The sequence below is a fragment of the Allobosea thiooxidans genome (assembly GCF_900168195.1).
GTDB lineage: Bacteria > Pseudomonadota > Alphaproteobacteria > Rhizobiales > Beijerinckiaceae > Allobosea > Allobosea thiooxidans.
Map to the genome: position 1 here is coordinate 63,240 of NZ_FUYX01000002.1, position 15,644 is coordinate 78,883.

13 protein-coding genes are annotated in these 15,644 nt (G+C 67.9%); 12 read left to right on the top strand and 1 reads right to left on the bottom strand.

Features of this window, described 5'->3' with window-relative positions; all coding sequences use genetic code 11:
• Positions 1 to 2 precede the first annotated feature (2 nt).
• Genes B5Y19_RS03395 through B5Y19_RS03415 form a run of 5 tightly spaced genes read left to right on the top strand, consistent with a single transcriptional unit; the run spans position 3 to position 6,493 of the window.
• Positions 3 to 1,283 (top strand): alkaline phosphatase family protein, encoded by a 1,281-nt coding sequence (locus B5Y19_RS03395; RefSeq protein ID WP_055730972.1) that lies wholly within the window; start codon positions 3 to 5, stop codon positions 1,281 to 1,283.
• A 30-nt stretch (positions 1,284 to 1,313) separates the two neighbouring features.
• Positions 1,314 to 2,864, top strand: a complete 1,551-nt coding sequence (locus tag B5Y19_RS03400) for an ABC transporter substrate-binding protein (RefSeq protein ID WP_055730971.1) — start codon at positions 1,314 to 1,316, stop codon at positions 2,862 to 2,864.
• Positions 2,865 to 2,888: 24 nt separating this feature from the next.
• A complete protein-coding gene (locus B5Y19_RS03405; RefSeq protein WP_079591108.1) occupies positions 2,889 to 3,821 on the top strand; it encodes an ABC transporter permease in 933 nt (310 codons plus the stop codon).
• Positions 3,822 to 3,833: 12 nt separating this feature from the next.
• Positions 3,834 to 4,742, top strand: coding sequence for an ABC transporter permease (locus tag B5Y19_RS03410; protein ID WP_055730970.1), 909 nt, complete (start codon positions 3,834 to 3,836; stop codon positions 4,740 to 4,742).
• Positions 4,742 to 6,493, top strand: a complete 1,752-nt coding sequence (locus tag B5Y19_RS03415; RefSeq protein WP_079591109.1) for a dipeptide ABC transporter ATP-binding protein — start codon at positions 4,742 to 4,744, stop codon at positions 6,491 to 6,493. The genes B5Y19_RS03410 and B5Y19_RS03415 overlap by 1 nt, the downstream gene beginning before the upstream one ends.
• Here B5Y19_RS03415 and B5Y19_RS03420 read toward each other — a convergent pair.
• On the bottom strand, positions 6,419 to 8,125 hold the full coding sequence (locus B5Y19_RS03420) for an SMP-30/gluconolactonase/LRE family protein (RefSeq protein WP_055730969.1): 1,707 nt from the start codon (positions 8,123 to 8,125) through the stop codon (positions 6,419 to 6,421). The genes B5Y19_RS03415 and B5Y19_RS03420 overlap by 75 nt on opposite strands.
• 85 nt (positions 8,126 to 8,210) lie before the next feature.
• On the opposite strand from B5Y19_RS03420, the gene B5Y19_RS03425 reads away from it, so the two are divergent.
• The 7 genes from B5Y19_RS03425 to B5Y19_RS03455 all read left to right on the top strand — a co-directional run bounded on the left by B5Y19_RS03425 (position 8,211) and on the right by B5Y19_RS03455 (position 15,413).
• On the top strand, positions 8,211 to 9,470 hold the full coding sequence (locus B5Y19_RS03425; protein ID WP_055730968.1) for an ABC transporter substrate-binding protein: 1,260 nt from the start codon (positions 8,211 to 8,213) through the stop codon (positions 9,468 to 9,470).
• A 32-nt stretch (positions 9,471 to 9,502) separates the two neighbouring features.
• A complete protein-coding gene (locus tag B5Y19_RS03430) occupies positions 9,503 to 10,396 on the top strand; it encodes a carbohydrate ABC transporter permease (protein WP_176168556.1) in 894 nt (297 codons plus the stop codon).
• A complete protein-coding gene (locus B5Y19_RS03435) occupies positions 10,393 to 11,232 on the top strand; it encodes a carbohydrate ABC transporter permease (protein ID WP_055730966.1) in 840 nt (279 codons plus the stop codon). The genes B5Y19_RS03430 and B5Y19_RS03435 overlap by 4 nt, the downstream gene beginning before the upstream one ends.
• An 18-nt stretch (positions 11,233 to 11,250) precedes the next feature.
• The gene (locus B5Y19_RS03440; protein WP_055730965.1) at positions 11,251 to 11,991 is read left to right on the top strand and encodes an SDR family NAD(P)-dependent oxidoreductase; all 741 of its coding nucleotides are present in this window, start codon (positions 11,251 to 11,253) and stop codon (positions 11,989 to 11,991) included.
• 8 nt (positions 11,992 to 11,999) lie between these two features.
• A complete protein-coding gene (locus B5Y19_RS03445; protein ID WP_055730964.1) occupies positions 12,000 to 13,172 on the top strand; it encodes a mandelate racemase/muconate lactonizing enzyme family protein in 1,173 nt (390 codons plus the stop codon).
• 10 nt (positions 13,173 to 13,182) lie between these two features.
• A complete protein-coding gene (locus tag B5Y19_RS03450; protein WP_210190114.1) occupies positions 13,183 to 13,908 on the top strand; it encodes an SDR family NAD(P)-dependent oxidoreductase in 726 nt (241 codons plus the stop codon).
• 323 nt (positions 13,909 to 14,231) lie between these two features.
• Positions 14,232 to 15,413: an MFS transporter gene (locus tag B5Y19_RS03455; RefSeq protein WP_055730962.1), complete on the top strand. Its 1,182-nt coding sequence runs from the start codon at positions 14,232 to 14,234 to the stop codon at positions 15,411 to 15,413.
• The last annotated feature ends 231 nt before the right edge of the window (positions 15,414 to 15,644 follow it).

Below are 15,644 nucleotides of genomic sequence, written 5' to 3' on the forward strand. Positions count from 1 at the left end.
CCATGACGGAGAAGCGCCGCACCGCCGTCCTCGTCCTCGACGGGCTACGCCGGGATTTCGTCACGCCGGAGCTGATGCCCCGGCTCTCCGCTCTGCGCGAGCGCGCGACCTGGTGTGCGCAGCACGGCTCGGTCTTCCCGTCCGTCACCCGCGTCGTCTCGTCGAGCGTGGCGACGGGCTGCCGGCCGGCCCGCCACGGCCTCGCCGGAAACACGATCTCGCTGGTCGATGAGGGCAGGCTCGCCCTCTTCGATGCCGGCAAGCCCGAATTCATCGCCGAGAAGCAGCGCCTCACCGGGCAGGCCCTCGCCATGCCGACGCTGGCCGACCGCCTCGCTTCGGCCGGCGGAGCCGTCATATTCAACAACGTATCGCCCGGCGCAGCCTATCTGCATGACCCGCTTGGCCATGGCCATGTCTATCATCGCGCCGGCAGCTTCGGTCCTGGGCGCGAGCCGATCACCGGCGAGCAGGCGCTGGCGATCGCCGGAGACCTCGATGGCGACGCCGAGCTCGTCAAGCGTTTTACGGCCGAGGCGATCGAAGGCGCCAAGCCGGCGCTGGCGCTAGCCTGGCTCGGCCATCCCGACACAACCCAGCATGCCGTTCCGCTCGGCTCGCCGCAACATCACGAGGCGTTGCGGCGAGCCGACGCCCATGCTGGCGCTGTGATCGACGCGGTCGATGCCGCCAGGGAGCGGGGTGAGGAGATCCTGCTGCTGGTCGGCTCTGATCACGGTCACCAGACCGTCTCGGGCGTGGTCGACATCGATGCCGAGCTGATCGTCGCCGGCCTGAAGGATGGCCCGGCTTCGACCGATGTCGTGGTCGCGCCGAACGGCACCGCGGCGCTGATCTATGTCGACCCGAAGCATTGCGATCGCGTTGCGCGGCTCGGCGCTTTCCTCGCCGGCTGCTCCTGGGTCGGGCGTCTGATCGCGCCCGATGAGTTCGGCGCTTTTGGCATCCCGGCCGATGAGGGGCTCGCCTTCGCGCTGGCGATGGCGGCCGATGACGAGGCCGACAACGCCTACGGTGTCCCCGGCCTCAGCCTTGCGGCCAAGCCCGCGAGCGGCAAGCCTGACCGTCTCGGCTGCGGCCAGCATGGCGGGCTCGGCCGCTATGAGCAGTCGCCGGTACTGATGCTGGACGGTCCCGGCTTCGCGGCCGGCGGCGCGATCACCGAGCCGACCTCCGCGATCGACCTCGCCCCGACTCTGCTCGCCTTCCTTGGCCATGACGCGCCCGGCCTGGACGGCCGGCCGTTGCAGTCTCGCCCCTGACCCTCGTCGCAAACGATCGGATATGCAGCCATGACCCGTCTCAGCAATGATCGCGACCTCGATCGCCGCAACTTTCTCCTCGGCGGCGCCAGCTTCGCCGGCGCGCTCGCTGTTCTGCCGGCCGAAGCCTTCGGCCAGAGCGTCCGCAAAGGTGTGCTGAAATACGCGACGCTTGGCCTCGATACCGCCGACCCGCATCGCCACACCGGCAGCATCGCGGTGCAGCAATGCTATGTCGAGACACTGACCTCCATTGCCGCCGACGGTTCCGTCGAGCCCTTCCTGGCCGAGCGTTTCGAGGTCTCGCCGGACGGGCTGACCTATCGCTTCAAGCTTCGGTCGAATGTGAAGTTCCACAACGGCGATGTGATGGGCGCTGCCGACGTCGCCGCCAATTTCGAACGCGTCAAGACCAAGGTGAAGGGCGGCTGGCTCGTCTCGGCGATGAAGCGCGTCGTCAAGCTGGAGACGCCGGACGCCAATACGCTCGCCGTCACCCTGCAGGAGCCGTATTCGCCCTTCCTCAACCTGCTGTCCGAGCTCTGGATCCTCTCGCCGAAATCCGAAGGCTGGGAGGAGACGATCAGGACGCCGATCGGCACCGGCCCGTTCACCTTCGGCACCTGGCAGCCGAAGGTGAAGCTGCTGGCGCCGGCCTTCGCCGACTATTGGAAGAGCGGTGCGCCCAAGCTCGAAGCGGTCGAGTTCGACTTGCGCGACGGCATCGACAAGAGCCTCGCCTTGCGCGCCGGCGACGTCCACATCATCAGCGCCGAACGTGAAGCCGCCGAAGGCTTGGAGAAGGCAGGCACCGCGACCATCTCGGGCCTGAAGGATACGAGCTGGTACTTCGTCGCCTTCAACAACCGCAAGCCGCGCAAGCCCTTCGACGACGAGCGCGTCCGCCGCGCCCTCGCGCTCGCCGTGGACAAGGCCGCCTTCATGCGCTTCGTCGGCGGCGAGAAGGGCATCGTCACCAACCAGGTCGTGGCGCCGGGCCATCTCTATTTCGACCAGGCCGGCCATGACGCCGACGTCTTCCGCAAGCCGAACCTCGAGCAGGCGAAGAAACTGCTCGCCGAGGCGGGCGTGAAGCCCGCGGAGCATACGATCGAGTTCGTTTCCTGGCAGGAAGCCTATGCGCAGGTCGCCGTCCAGATGGTGCGCAAGCTCGGTTTCAAGGTGAACCATGTCGCGCTCGACGATATCGGCGCGCAGAAGCGCCTCGGCCAGTACGACTGGGACATGAACGCCATGGCCTCGGGCCCGCGCTCCGACATCTTCCTGCGCTATGTCCGGCTGATGAGCGACGGCCCCAACCCCGTCCTCTGGGGCGGTATCCAGGACCCGGAGCTCGACAAGCTGATCGACGAGGCGGTGAAGGAACCCGACGCTACCGAACGCAAGGCGACCTATCTCAAGGCTTCGCAACGCATCATCGAGAAGGGCTACTTCTACGTGCTCGGCCACGCGCCGAGCCTGATCGCCATCGGCAAGGGCGTGAAGGGCTATGACCCCGGCTTCACCTGGGCCTGCCATTGGGCGAGCGGCGGTGTCGCCTACGCCACGATCGACGCCTGATCGGGCAAGGGGAGGGCCGCAGCCATGGCGATCCGGGTCTCAGCGGAGGAGGCCGGCCTCGGGCGGGAGCGGTCCGGCGGGCGCCGGCCGGCCGGCCTCGTCCTCGCCTGCGCGATCGTGCTGCTCGCGGTCGCGGCCGGCCTGGCGGCGCCGTGGCTGACGCCGAACTCGCCGCTCGATCAGGATCTGCTCGCGATCAATCAGGGACCGAGCACGGATTTCCCGCTTGGCACCGACCATCTCGGCCGCGATGTCTTCGCGCGGCTGCTCTACGGTGCGCGCTCGACGCTGGGCATCTCCGTCGCCGGCACCGCGATCGCCTTCGCCATCGGCGCCGGGCTCGCCCTGCTCGCCCTCGCCTTCGGGCGCTGGCCGGCAATGCTGCTGTTCGCGGCGATCGATCTGGTGCGCGCGCTTCCCGGCACCTTGCTCGCCTTGCTGCTGATCGTCGGTCTTGGCAGCGGCCCGGGCCCCCTGATCGTGGCGCTCGGCGTCTCCTTCACGCCGCTCGTCGCCTATGTGACGCGCGCGACCTATCTGCGCGAGACGGCGCGGGACTATGTCCAGGCGGCCACGAGCTTCTGCGGCGGTCGGCTGCACATCCTGCGGCGCCATATCCTGCCCAACATCGCCGGCGCGCTGGTGACCCAGGCCGCGATCATCCTGCCGCGCTGCATCGTCACGGAATCGGTACTGAGCTTTCTCGGCGTCGGCTCCTCGCCGGACGCGCCGACCTGGGGGCGGATGATCGCGGATTCGAGCCGCTTCGTCGAACGTGCACCGCACGCCATCCTTGTGCCGCTCGTGGCGTTGGTGCTGCTGACGCTGAGCCTCTCGGCGATCGGCAATCATCTGCGGCGCCGTCTCGATCCCGTCCGCGACGGGGCTGGTGATCCCGCCGGGATGGACGAGGCGGAGCCGGCCGAGCCTGCCCGATCGCCGCTTGCGACCGCCTAGGAGGGGAGCGTCATGACGCGCATCGTCGCCGTTCTGGCTAGCCTGCTGCGCGGCCTGCTGCAGGCCGCCCTCATCGTGATGCTGACCTTTTTCCTCTGCCGCGTGATGCCGGGGGACGTCGTCGACGTGCTCGGCCTCGAAGGCGGCCTCACCGCCGAGCAGCAGGCCGCGATGCGGCATAGCCTTGGGCTCGACCGGCCCTTGCCGCTGCAATTCGCGGACTGGGTCGGCCATGCGCTGACCGGCGATTTCGGGCGTTCGATCCGCTTCGACCGCCCGGTCGGCGAGATGCTCGGGGCGGCTCTGCCGGTGACGGCCAAGCTCGCCGCGCTCAGCTTCTGCCTCGGCGTGGCGCTCGCCCTCCTGCTCGCGATCGCCGCCACAGCGCGGCCTTCGCGCTGGCTCGATGCCGCGATCGATCTCGTCAACACCTGGTCGATCGCCGTCCCGACCTTCTGCGCGGGCGTCGCGGCGATCCTGGTCTTCTCGATCTGGCTGGGGTGGCTCCCGGTCATCGGCGGGCTGCTGGTCCCCGTGTTGGTGGTCGGGCTCGACAATGCCGGCCAGATCGTCAAGCCGCTGGGCGAGGAACTGCGCGAGGCGGTGCTGCTGCCGCATGTGCGCACCGCCCGCGCCAAGGGCCTATCGCCCTGGCGCACCGCCTTCGCCCACGTCCTCCCGGCGGCGATGCCGGTCGTGCTCGCCCTGTCGGGCCTGGTTCTGGGTGGGCTCGTCGCCGGCTCGCTCACCATGGAGGTGCTGTTCGCGCTGCCTGGCCTCGGCAGTCTGACGCTCAACGCCATCCATGGCCGCGACTATCCGATCATCCTCGCCGCCGTAACGCTGATCGCCGTCGCGCTCGTCGCCATCAACACGATCGTCGACATGCTCCACCGCCTGATCGACCCGAGGGTCTCCTGATGCGACCGATCCTCGAAATCGCCGATCTCGACATCGCCATCGCCGGTCGGCGCGTGGTGCGTGATCTCTCTCTCTCGATCGCGCCCGGCGAAACCATGGCGCTGATCGGGGAATCGGGCTCCGGCAAATCCATGACGGCTGCCGCGGTCATGGGGCTGCTGCCGCGCGGCGCGCGCATCGCCGAGCACTCGCGCCTGCGCTTCGACGGCGTGCCGCTGAGTCCCGAGGACGAGGTGGCTATGCGCCCGCTGCGCGGCCGCGCCATGAGCATGGTCTTCCAGGACCCGATGAGCTGCCTCAACCCGTTCATGGTGGTCGCCGGACAGATTGACGAGGCCCTGCAGCGTCTCGGGGCCGGCAATGGCGGGCAGCGGCGCGCACGCATGCTCGAGCTGCTCGGCCTGGTCGAGCTGCCGGATCCCGCAGTCCTCGCCCGCCGCTATCCGCATGAATTGTCCGGCGGCCAGCAGCAGCGCGTCATGCTGGCCATGGCGCTCGCCGCCGAGCCGCGCCTGCTGATCGCCGACGAGCCGACGAGCGCGCTCGACGCCACGGTTCAGGCCGAGATCCTCGGGCTCTTGAAGAGCCTCCAGCGCAAGCTTGGCAATGCGCTGCTGTTCATCACCCATGATCTCGCTGCGGCCGCCCAGCTCGCGCATCGCATCGTCGTGATGCGGGCCGGCCGGGTGGTCGAATACGGCCCTGCCGCGGTCGTCCTGGGCGATCCGCGCGAGGAGTACACGCGCAAGCTCGTCTCGACGCGCCGCATGCTCGCCGCACCGCCGCCGGGCCGGCCGGAGGCGCGCGCGGTCGACCCCGCGCTGCGCATCGAGGGGCTCGTCCACGACTATCCCGCCAGGCGCCTCTTCGGCCGCCCGTTCCGGTCGCTGCACGGGGTCTCGCTCACGATCGCGCCGGGCGAGACACTGGGCATCCTCGGCGAATCCGGCTCGGGCAAGTCGACCCTGGCGCGCCTGGCCATCGGCCTGGCTCGTTCCGGCGCCGGCGAGATCGCGCTGTTCGGAACGTCGATCGCGCAGAGGGCCCGGCTCGACCGCGCCCTGCGCCGCCGCTGCCAGATCATCTTCCAGAACCCTTATGGTGCGCTCAATCCCAGGCTCACCATCGAGGCCGCCATGCGCGAGCCGCTGGAACTGCTCGGCCTCTCAGGCCGCGACGACCGGGTCCGGATCGAGGCTGCGCTGGTCGATGTCGGGCTCGGCGGCGAGCATCTCGCCCGCTATCCGCACCAATTGTCCGGGGGGCAGCGCCAGCGCGTCTGCATCGCCCGGGCGCTCCTGTCCGACCCGGAGCTCCTGATCTGCGACGAGATCGTCTCGGCGCTCGACGCGACGGTGCAGATGCAGGTCATCGCCATGCTGAAGGCGCTTCAGGCAAAGCGGGGCTTTGCGATGATGTTCGTCGGCCACGACATTGAGATCGTGCGTTGGGTCTCGGACCGCATTGCCGTGATGCATCGCGGCCGCATCGTCGAACAGGGGCCGGCCGCCGCGATCGTCACTGCGCCGCAGGCTCCCTATACGCAGATGCTGATGGCGGCGACGCTCGGTTCGGTGGCCTGGCCGGTTCCGGCTGGCACCAGCAAGGGGTGCGATTTCGAATGCCCCATTCCCGGCATCGAGCCAATGTCTGGAGGTGGCGCAAACGCTCGGTCCTTACGGCCCATCAAAGACGAAGACGTTCTCAGCCATGCCACGGCCGCAGCCGTCGATGGCGAAGACGCCGCCTGAAAGCGGCGCCTCCGCCAGTTGCTGGGCCGAGAGACGGATGCGTGCCGATGTCACATAGAGTGTTTCGCGGTTCGGGCCGCCGAAGGTGCAACTCGTTGGGCGCGGCACCGGCAGGCTGATCGTCTGGTCGATCCGCCCGTCCGGGTCGAAGCGGATCAGCTGCCAGCCGTCCCATTGCGCGCTCCAGACATGACCTTCGCTGTCGACGGCCAGCCCGTCGGGAACACCCATGTGGTCGAGGGTCTGGGCGAAGACGCGCCGGTTCGCGATCGTCCCGCTCTCGGCGTCGAAATCGTAGACGAAGATCGTCCGGGCCAGCGAGTCGGTGAAATACATGCGCCGGTCATCGGGGCTCCAGCCCAATCCGTTGGAAATGCCGATACCGCGCTCGAGGCAATGCACCGAGCCGTCGCGATCGAGCCGGTAGAGGCTGCCGGCCCCCGGAGCGACGCCCATATCCATGGTGCCGGCCCAGAAACGCCCGCGCGAGTCGCATTTGCCGTCGTTGAAGCGGTTGTTCGGCTTATCGACTTCGGGGTCTACCAGCTGCGTGGTCTGGCGCGTCTCGGGATGGAACAGGGCGAAGCCGGATTGGGTGGCGAGCACCAGGCCGCCGGTCGAGCAGGGCGCGAAGGCTCCGACGAGCTCTCCAAGCTCGACGACGTGGTCCGTCCCTTCTGCCGGGTCGGAGCGATGCAGGGCAGGCGCGAGGATGTCCACCCAGTCGAGCCGCTCCTGCGCCTCGTTCCAGACCGGTCCCTCGCCGAGGAAAGCCTGGGTTTGGATCACGCAGCGGGCTCTCGTCGTCGTCATGGCAGAGCGTCTCGTTTCCGGTTGTGAGAAGGCCGCCTGGCCGGTGATGCGCGCCGCCGCCTTCAGGAGGTCGGCGCCGATCTCGTGGAGGCGATCGGCCGTCAGGCGAAAGGCGGGCGCGACGACCGCCAGCGCCCCGATCGCGCGCCCGCCATGATCGAGGATCGGCGCGGCGACGGAGCGCTGCCCCATGGCGAATTCCTCGTCCTCGATGGCATAGCGGCGCGCCTTGGCGATATCGAGCTGGGCGTCGAGCAGGGGCAGTTCGGTCAGGCTGCGCGCAGTGTGCGGGACGAGCTTGAGCCGGGCCAACATGGCAGGTCGCAGCGCGCGTTCGGCGAAGGCGAGGATCGCCTTGCCGGCGGCGGTGCAGTAGCCGGGCAGGATGCTCCCTTCCGCAAGGGCGATGCCCCCGACCGCGCGCGTCTCCAGCACTTTCGAGCAGACGATGTCGGGGCCGTGCGGCAGAGCGACGAAGACCGTCTCGCCGGTCTGGACCTGCAGGCGGACGAGTTCGGGCTCGATCAGGGTCGGCAGGTCGAGGTCGGCCTGGGCGAAGCGCGCGAACTCGATCAGCTTCCAGCCGAAGCGATAGCGGTCGTCGCGCCGTTCGAAGCGGATCAGTCCGCGCTCCAGCAGGGCGGCAAGGATGCGGTGCACGGTCGCCTTCGGCAGGGCGGATGCACGCACGAGCTCGCTGAAGCTGGCGCTGCCGCCCGCCTCCGACAAGGCTTCCAGCAGCCCGATGCCCTTCTGCAGCGCCGCTGTGCCGCGCGCCGGGTCGCCGTCCCGCGATGCCTCTCCGGCCGTCTCGATCATCGCTTCTTGACCTCCGCAAGCCCCGACCCTACGATGTTCTACATTATAAAACAAGTTCTACGATGTAGAACTAAGGGAGGGCGAGATGACGATGTTCGATCGACGCGCCGTTCTGGCGGGGATGGCCGCCACGGCTGCGATGCCGGCAGGCGGGAGTGCGCAAGCCCGCACCAAGATCACCTACTGGGCCTGGACCGAGCATGTTGCCGCCGCCAATGCGGTGAAGGGCGAGTTCGAGAAGCAGAACCCCGGCATCACAGTCGAGGTTGCCAACCTCAACCCCTTCGATCTGCAGGACAAGTTCCTGGTCGCGCTCGCGGCGGGCGCCGGTGGCCCCGATGTCGCGCTGATCCTGCAGCGCCGCTTCGACGGCTACCTGCCGACGGGCGGCCTGCTCGACACCACGGCTGCGATGGCACCGCTCAAGGACAGCTTCCCGGCCAGCGTCTACGCCTCGCTCGGTACCGGCGGAAAGACCTTCGCCGTTCCGTACGACCAAAATCCAGCCCTCTACTTCTACCGGGCGGACATCTTCGAAGCGAACGGCATCAAGGCGCCGCTCGAAACCTGGGAGGACGTGGTCGCTGCCGGCCGAGTCCTGGCGGCGAAGGGCATCTTCATCGGCCACGTCTCGAGCCCGAGCGGGGTGCCGGGCGTCGCCAATTTCGTGCAGTACCTGCAGTCGCGCAATGCGCAGATCTTTGCGGCGGATGGCAAGGTGATCCGCGACAACAAGCTCGCGCGCGAGACGCTGCAGTTCTATTTCGACCTCGCCCGCAAGGAGAAGGTCGCCTTCGAGTCGCGCAACAATGCGCCCGAGTTCTTCCAGGCGATCAAGGACAGCAGGATTGCCGGCTACGCCGTGCCCGCCTGGGCGGTCTTCCGCCTGCAGAAGGAGGCGCCGGAGCACGCTGGCAAGTGGCGCGTCATGCCCTGGCCGAAATGGAGCAAGGATCAGCCGGCGACGACCGGGGCCTGGGGCGGCAACGTGCTCGCCATTCCGAAATCCTCCCGCAACAAGGAGGCGGCGCTGAAATGGGCGATGTTCATCGGGGCCAATGAGCTGACGCAGGTGAAGATCTGGCAGGAGGGCCATCTCGTTCCGGCCTTCGCGCCGGCGCTGCGCTCGCCCGAACTGCTCAAGGGCGAGGCCTATCTCGGCGGCCAGTCGATCTACGAGGCCGGCCTCAAGGACCGCACGCTCAACGGCTTCAACTATTTCGACTGGGCCAAGGCCGAGGTGATCATCGGCAACGAGCTCGACCTGATGTTCGGCGGCAAGAAGTCGCCTGCCGACGCCTGGGCCGAGGTCGAGAAGCAGCTCGCCGGCCAGCTCGGCCGCTGACCGGTGAGCCGCCGATGAGCACGACGACGGCCATGAAAACGGGAAGGGCAGCGTTCGGGCCGCGGCTGCGCCGCGGGCTGGTCCCCTATCTCTTCCTCGCGCCCTTCTTCCTGACCTTCATCGCCTTCTGGCTCGGGCCGATCATCGCCTCGCTGGTCTATTCCTTCACCGACTGGCGGGGCTTCGCCTCGCCGCGCTTCATCGGGCTCGGCAACTACACCAAGCTGTTCGCCGACCCGCGCTTCTGGGTGGCGCTGAAGAACACGCTGTTCTACGGGCTCGCCTATGTCACGATCCTGAATGTCTCGGCCCTGGCGCTGGCGCTCTGCCTCGACAGCGCGTGGCTGCGCTTCAAGAACGCGGTCAAGGTCGGCTTCTTCCTGCCGGTGACGATCAGCCTCGTCGTCGCGGCGGTGATCTTCGAGATGATCTTCGCCAAGGGCGTCGGCCTCCTGAACATCGTGCAGAAGGGCCTCGGTCTCGGCGAGATCGACTGGCTCGGCGACCCGCGTTTCGCGATCTGGGCGATCATCATCCTGCGGGTCTGGCGGGCGCTCGGCTACTACGCCGTGATCTATTTCGCTGGGCTCCAGGGCATTCCGAACGACGTCAAGGAAGCGGCGCGCCTCGACGGCTGCAGCCCCTGGCAGGTGACGCGCTACGTCACCTTGCCGCTGCTCAAGCCGGTCATCCTCTTCGGCGTGATCATGTCGACGATCTGGGCCCTGGAGCTCTTCGACGAACCCTGGGTGCTGACCAAGGGGGGGCCCGCCGACAGCACGTTGACCATCGTGATCTATCTCTACCAGGCCGGCTTCCAATACGTCGAACTCGGCTATGCGGCGGCGGTCTCCTATGTGCTGACCCTGATGATCGTGGCGATCGCGATCGTCCAGAAGCTCCTCTCCGGGCGGGAGGTCGCATGAGCGAACCATCTCGGGACGACGCGCCCACACCGGGCCTTGCCGCCTATCTCGGCACACTGCTCGTGCTGGCCTTGCTCGCGCTCGTGCTGACGCCGGTGCTGTGGGCGGTGCTCTCCGCCTTCAAGTCTCGCGCCGATATCTTCGCCGGCGATGTCTGGCCGCGGCGCTGGTCGCTGGAGAATTTCGACGATCTTCTGGCGAAGACGCTCTATCTGCGCTGGATGCTGAACAGCCTGGTGGTGGCGCTCGCCAGTACGGCGCTCGGGCTGCTGTTCTGCTCGCTCGGGGGCTATGCCTTCGCCAAGTTCGACTTCCCGGGCAAGACGGTCATGTTCTGGATCGTGATCGCTTCGGTCTCGATCCCGGCCTTCACCACCGTTATCCCGCTTTTCGGCTGGCTCGCCCGGCTCGGACTGCTCGACACTTATATTGTCCTGATCCTGCCCTTCGCCGCCAATGCCTTCGGCATCTTCCTGATGCGGCAATATGCGGTCGCGATCCCCACCGAGCTGCTCGATGCCGGGAGGATCGACGGCGCCGGCGAGTTCCGCCTGTACTGGAGCGTCGTGCTGCCCCTGCTGCGCCCGGCGCTCGGCACCGTCGGCGTGCTGATCTTCATCGCCTCCTGGAACAGCTACATCTGGCCGCTGGTGATGATGCGCACCGACGAGATGCTGACCTTGCCGGTCGGCGTCGCGACGCTGAAGGGCGACCAGCTGCCCGAATACGGGATGCTGATGGCGGCGTCGGTGCTGTCGAGCGTGCCGATCATCATCGCCTTCCTGATCATGCAGCGCCAGTTCATCGCGGGCCTGACCCAGGGCGCGGTCAAGTAGTCATCGGAGCACAGGTTCATGGACCTCGAACTGAATGGGAAGGTCGTGATGGTGACGGGCGCGGCGCGCGGCATCGGGCTGACCAGCGCGCGCCGCTTCGCCGCCGAGGGCGCGCTGGTCATGCTCGCCGACCGCGACGCCGGCACGCTGACCGAGGCGGCCGCTACCGTGCCGGGCTCGCGGACGGTCGCGGCCGATCTCACCGCGGACGGCGCCGCCGATCGGGTGCTGGACGCGACACTTTCCGCCTTCGGTCGCCTCGACGTGCTCGTCAACAATGCCGGCATCAGCGAACCGGCACCGATCGCCACGACCACCCCGGAATCCTGGCGCCGGGTGCTCGCGGTCAATCTCGACGCCGTCTACCTGCTGTCGCGGGCGGCGATGCCGGCTCTCGCGCAGAGCAAGGGTGCGATCGTCTCGCTCGCCTCCTTCGCCGGCAAGCGCGGCACGCTGTTCGGCGACAACACCTCCTATTCGACCTCCAAGGCCGGCGTCATCGGCTTTACCCGCGCGCTCGCCATCGAGGCGGCCAAGGTCGGCGTGCGCGTCAATGCCGTTGCGCCCGGCCCGGTCGCGACCGAACTGATCAAGGCACTGACGCCCGAACAGCTCAAGCGCGTCACCGATTTTGTGCCGCTCGGCCGCATGGCCGAGACCGACGAAATTGCCGATCTCCTGCTTTTCCTGTCGTCGTCGCGTTCGAGCTACATCACCGGCGAGGTGGTGAACGTGAACGGCGGGCTCTACATGGATTGAAGGCCGCCATGGCACTCCCCGACGACCCGCTCACCATCATCGCGACCCGGCACTGGCTGGTCTACATCCCCTTCGACAGTCCGATCGTCTGGGGCTCCGGCAAGCGTGCCGGCTCGACCCGTCTGGTCGTCGAGGTGACGACCGCCTCCGGCATCAAGGGCTATGGCGAGACGATCGCGCTGCTCGATTTCGTCCCGGTCGTTCTGGAGAAGGTCGTGCTGCCGCTCGCGCTTGGCCGCAGTGTCGCCGATGTCGAGCGGCTCCACCGGCACGTACTCGGCGCCGGCTATTACCATCATGAGCGGGCCGCGGTGATGGCGCTCGCCGCGGTCGAGATGGCGATGTGGGATGCGCTCGGCAAAAATGCCCGCCTGCCGCTGCATGCCCTGCTCGGCGGCGCCTATCGCCGCGAGATCGAGCTCGCGGCCTATCTGTTCGTCGCCGATCCCAAACCCTGTGCCGAGACGGCCCTCCGCTTCCGCGACGAGGGTTACACCACCTTCAAGGTCAAGATCGGCCATGACGAGAAGAGCGACATCGCCTTGATGGAAGCCGTGCGCCGGGTCGTCGGCGACGCGCCGCTGCGGGCCGACGTGAATGGTGCCTGGTCGCCAGGCACAGCACGGCGCCAGCTGGAGAAGCTGAAGGGGCTGGATCTCGCCTATGTCGAGCAGCCGCTCGTCCTGCACGACATTGCCGGTCATGCCGAGCTGCGGCAGGCCCAGACGGTGCCGATCGCGATCGACGAAGGCGCCTATACGCTCGGCGATGTCGGCAATGTCGTGCGCGCCGCCGCTGCCGACGTGATCCTGCTCGATCCGCATGAGGAGGGGGGCATCTGGCAATGCGTCAAGGCTGCGGGCGTGGCGGAGGCGGCGGGTATTCCCGTGACGCTGCATTCCGGCGGCGAGCTCGGCCTGTCGCAGGCGGCCTATCTGCATCTCGCGGCCTCGATCCCGAATATGAACATCGCGATCGACACCGAATATTACTATCACAGCGTCGACATCATCACCGAAGCCTTCGTGATCCGTGACGGGCGTCTCGACGCTCCGCAGGAGCCCGGTCTCGGCGTGTTGCCCGATCTCGACGCGCTCGAACGCTTCCGCTCCAGCAAGGTGATCGGGGCCTATCTCGACCCTGACCGGCCCGGCTGGTTCGCCGAGAAGCCGAAATACTGAGGACATCGCCATGCGCTTCCACGATCGTGAAGTGGTCGTCACCGGCGCCGGGCGCGGCATCGGACGGGCGGTGGTGGCGCGCTTCCTCGTCGAGGGCGCCCGCGTCGCTGCAATCGATCTGGAGCCGCCGGCTGACGCGAGCGATACCGAACAGCTGTCCTGGCACGGTTTCGACATTACGGATGAAGGCGCCGTGGCGGCCTTCTTCGCGGGACGCAATCGCTGTGACGTGCTCGTCAACAATGCCGGCATTCCGGGCGAGGGCGCGCTTGCTGCGCTGACCACGGCCCATTGGAACCGCGTCTTCGCCGTCAATGTCACGGCCCAGATGCTGATGGCGCAGGCGGCCTTGCCGCTGATGCGGGCTGGGGCCAGCATCGTCAATCTCGCCTCGGTCGCGGCCCATATCGGCTTTGCCGAGCGAGCCGCCTATTGCGCCTCGAAATCGGCCGTTCTCGGACTGACGCGTGCGCTCGCCATCGAATTCGCGGGCAGGGTGCGGATCAACTGCATCTGCCCCGGTACCGTCGATACGCCCTGGATCGCCCGCCTCGTCGGTGACGGCGCCGACCGTGACGAACGCATGGCGGCGATGGCGGGCCGTCAGGCAATCGGCCGCCTCGGTGCACCCGGTGAGATCGCCGCGGCAGTGGCCTTCCTGGCATCCGAGGACGCAAGTTTCATCACCGGGGCGATCCTCACCGCCGATGGCGGCATGACCATCGCCCCGACGTGATGCGATAGGAATTTCTGTCTTTGAATGCGTCCGCTTTTGGCGCGACGCGGTTTCAGTCACCGCAACCAAACAATAGCCCATCTTCCCACGAGACGGGCTTTCTGCGTTCAGAACGGATCGCCAGAAGCCGCCCCATCTCGCCGTGCAGCGCCGTCACGCCCTTGCGCAGTCGCGGATGCGCCAGCCATCGGGCGCCCCCGGGCCGTGCGCCTTGCCTTCGACCAGCTGTGCACGATATTTGATCTGCCGACCGCCGCCGGCCCGGCGCCGTTGCGATGGGCCATGATCGTTGGCGGTGTCATCGCGCTCAAGCCGGCAAATCAATGACCTCTCATGACGTGATCGAGCCGATCGATGCCGGCGCCCGTGGCAGGCGCTGGCCCCTGCTGCGCTGGTTCGCCTCCTCAGCCACTCTGAGCGTTCCACAAGCGGCCGGACCGGTGGCGTTTTCCCTGCTCGCATTGGGCCTCACGGGTGATCCCAGCCAGGGGGCCGCCATCATGGTGGCGATGACGCTAGCCCAGGTGCTGGGCGCGATCCCGATCACGCGCGTCGGAAAGAACCTGCCGACCACGCGTTTCCTGCGATTGCTGATCGGCATCCGCACCGTCGCGCTGGTCGTCGTCGCGCTTCTCGCGGCCTATGGGGCCTCGATGGCATGGCTGATCGCCTTCGCGGCGATCGCCGGCTCGGTGAATGGCGCTGCGTTCGGCTATCTGCGTTCGCTGCTGAACGCTCTGACGCCCATTTCGCAATTGCCGCGTGCGCTCGGGATCTCGGCCACGCTGGGCGAGGTCACCTTCGTCCTGGCTCCGGTGCTGGCGTCCGGCCTCGGCGTGATCTCGCCGGTCTTCGCCATCCTCGTGGTCGCGGTCCTTGGAGCCTTCCCCGCATTGCTGGTGCCGGATGTCGGCGCGTCTCATCTCCCAGATGCTCCCCAGGCCTCCGGGTCTGTCCTGAGCCCTGCGATTGCCCTCTGGCTCGCCTGTGCGGCGGCCGGCGGCGCGACGGTCGCGGCGGTCGAGATCGGTTCGGTCGCTCTGGCGCTCAGCTTCGGCTACCAGCCCGCATTGGCGATCATCTTTACGGTCCCTCTGTGCCTGGCGTCGGTCGCAGGCGGGGTCTGGGTCAGCTTCCGGAACAGGAGCTCATCGCGAAGGGCCGTCGTGATCCAACTCGCCGTCATGGCAGGCGGCGCCGCTCTGGCGGCATGCGAGATATCCGTCACGACGACGGTGGCCGGCGCCGTGCTCATCGGCGGTGTCCTGGCCCCTCTGAGCACCCATTACTCGCTGGTTCTGGACAGCCTCGCGCCCCCGCACCACAGGGCGGAGGTCTTCGCGCTCCTGCGAACTGCGAACGCGGTTGGCGTCATCCTGGCGGGCATCTCGCTGACGGCCCTGTCGCTGACAACGGCATTGGCGACCGTCACCGGGCTGATGCTCGCGGCAACCCTCGCCGTTGCCGTGGCGCGCTGGTCGGGCGGCTCCGCAAAGGGTGGGTGAAGCGCCGGCGGGTGTTTGCCGCCAAAGGGGCGATCGCAGCCAGGTCGGTGGTCTCGGCCCGCCGGACGCCAGAGGCGGCGCCGTGAATCGGCGCGCCATCCGAAACCGGCATGAGCAAACGGTGTCTTGCGACGTCCATCGGCAGCCGGACTCTCGCCGAGCTGCAGGCCGGGGGCGCGCGCGTCTGCGACAGGCCGCGCATTCCAGACTTGTCAGCGCGCCCTCAATCGC

Coding starts and splice junctions, on each gene's coding strand:
- B5Y19_RS03395 (WP_055730972.1), top strand. CDS start 3: ATGACGGAGAAGCGCCGCACCGCCGTCCTCGTCCTCGACGGGCTACGC.
- B5Y19_RS03400 (WP_055730971.1), top strand. CDS start 1,314: ATGACCCGTCTCAGCAATGATCGCGACCTCGATCGCCGCAACTTTCTC.
- B5Y19_RS03405 (WP_079591108.1), top strand. CDS start 2,889: ATGGCGATCCGGGTCTCAGCGGAGGAGGCCGGCCTCGGGCGGGAGCGG.
- B5Y19_RS03410 (WP_055730970.1), top strand. CDS start 3,834: ATGACGCGCATCGTCGCCGTTCTGGCTAGCCTGCTGCGCGGCCTGCTG.
- B5Y19_RS03415 (WP_079591109.1), top strand. CDS start 4,742: ATGCGACCGATCCTCGAAATCGCCGATCTCGACATCGCCATCGCCGGT.
- B5Y19_RS03420 (WP_055730969.1), bottom strand. CDS start 8,125: ATGATCGAGACGGCCGGAGAGGCATCGCGGGACGGCGACCCGGCGCGC.
- B5Y19_RS03425 (WP_055730968.1), top strand. CDS start 8,211: ATGACGATGTTCGATCGACGCGCCGTTCTGGCGGGGATGGCCGCCACG.
- B5Y19_RS03430 (WP_176168556.1), top strand. CDS start 9,503: ATGAAAACGGGAAGGGCAGCGTTCGGGCCGCGGCTGCGCCGCGGGCTG.
- B5Y19_RS03435 (WP_055730966.1), top strand. CDS start 10,393: ATGAGCGAACCATCTCGGGACGACGCGCCCACACCGGGCCTTGCCGCC.
- B5Y19_RS03440 (WP_055730965.1), top strand. CDS start 11,251: ATGGACCTCGAACTGAATGGGAAGGTCGTGATGGTGACGGGCGCGGCG.
- B5Y19_RS03445 (WP_055730964.1), top strand. CDS start 12,000: ATGGCACTCCCCGACGACCCGCTCACCATCATCGCGACCCGGCACTGG.
- B5Y19_RS03450 (WP_210190114.1), top strand. CDS start 13,183: ATGCGCTTCCACGATCGTGAAGTGGTCGTCACCGGCGCCGGGCGCGGC.
- B5Y19_RS03455 (WP_055730962.1), top strand. CDS start 14,232: ATGACCTCTCATGACGTGATCGAGCCGATCGATGCCGGCGCCCGTGGC.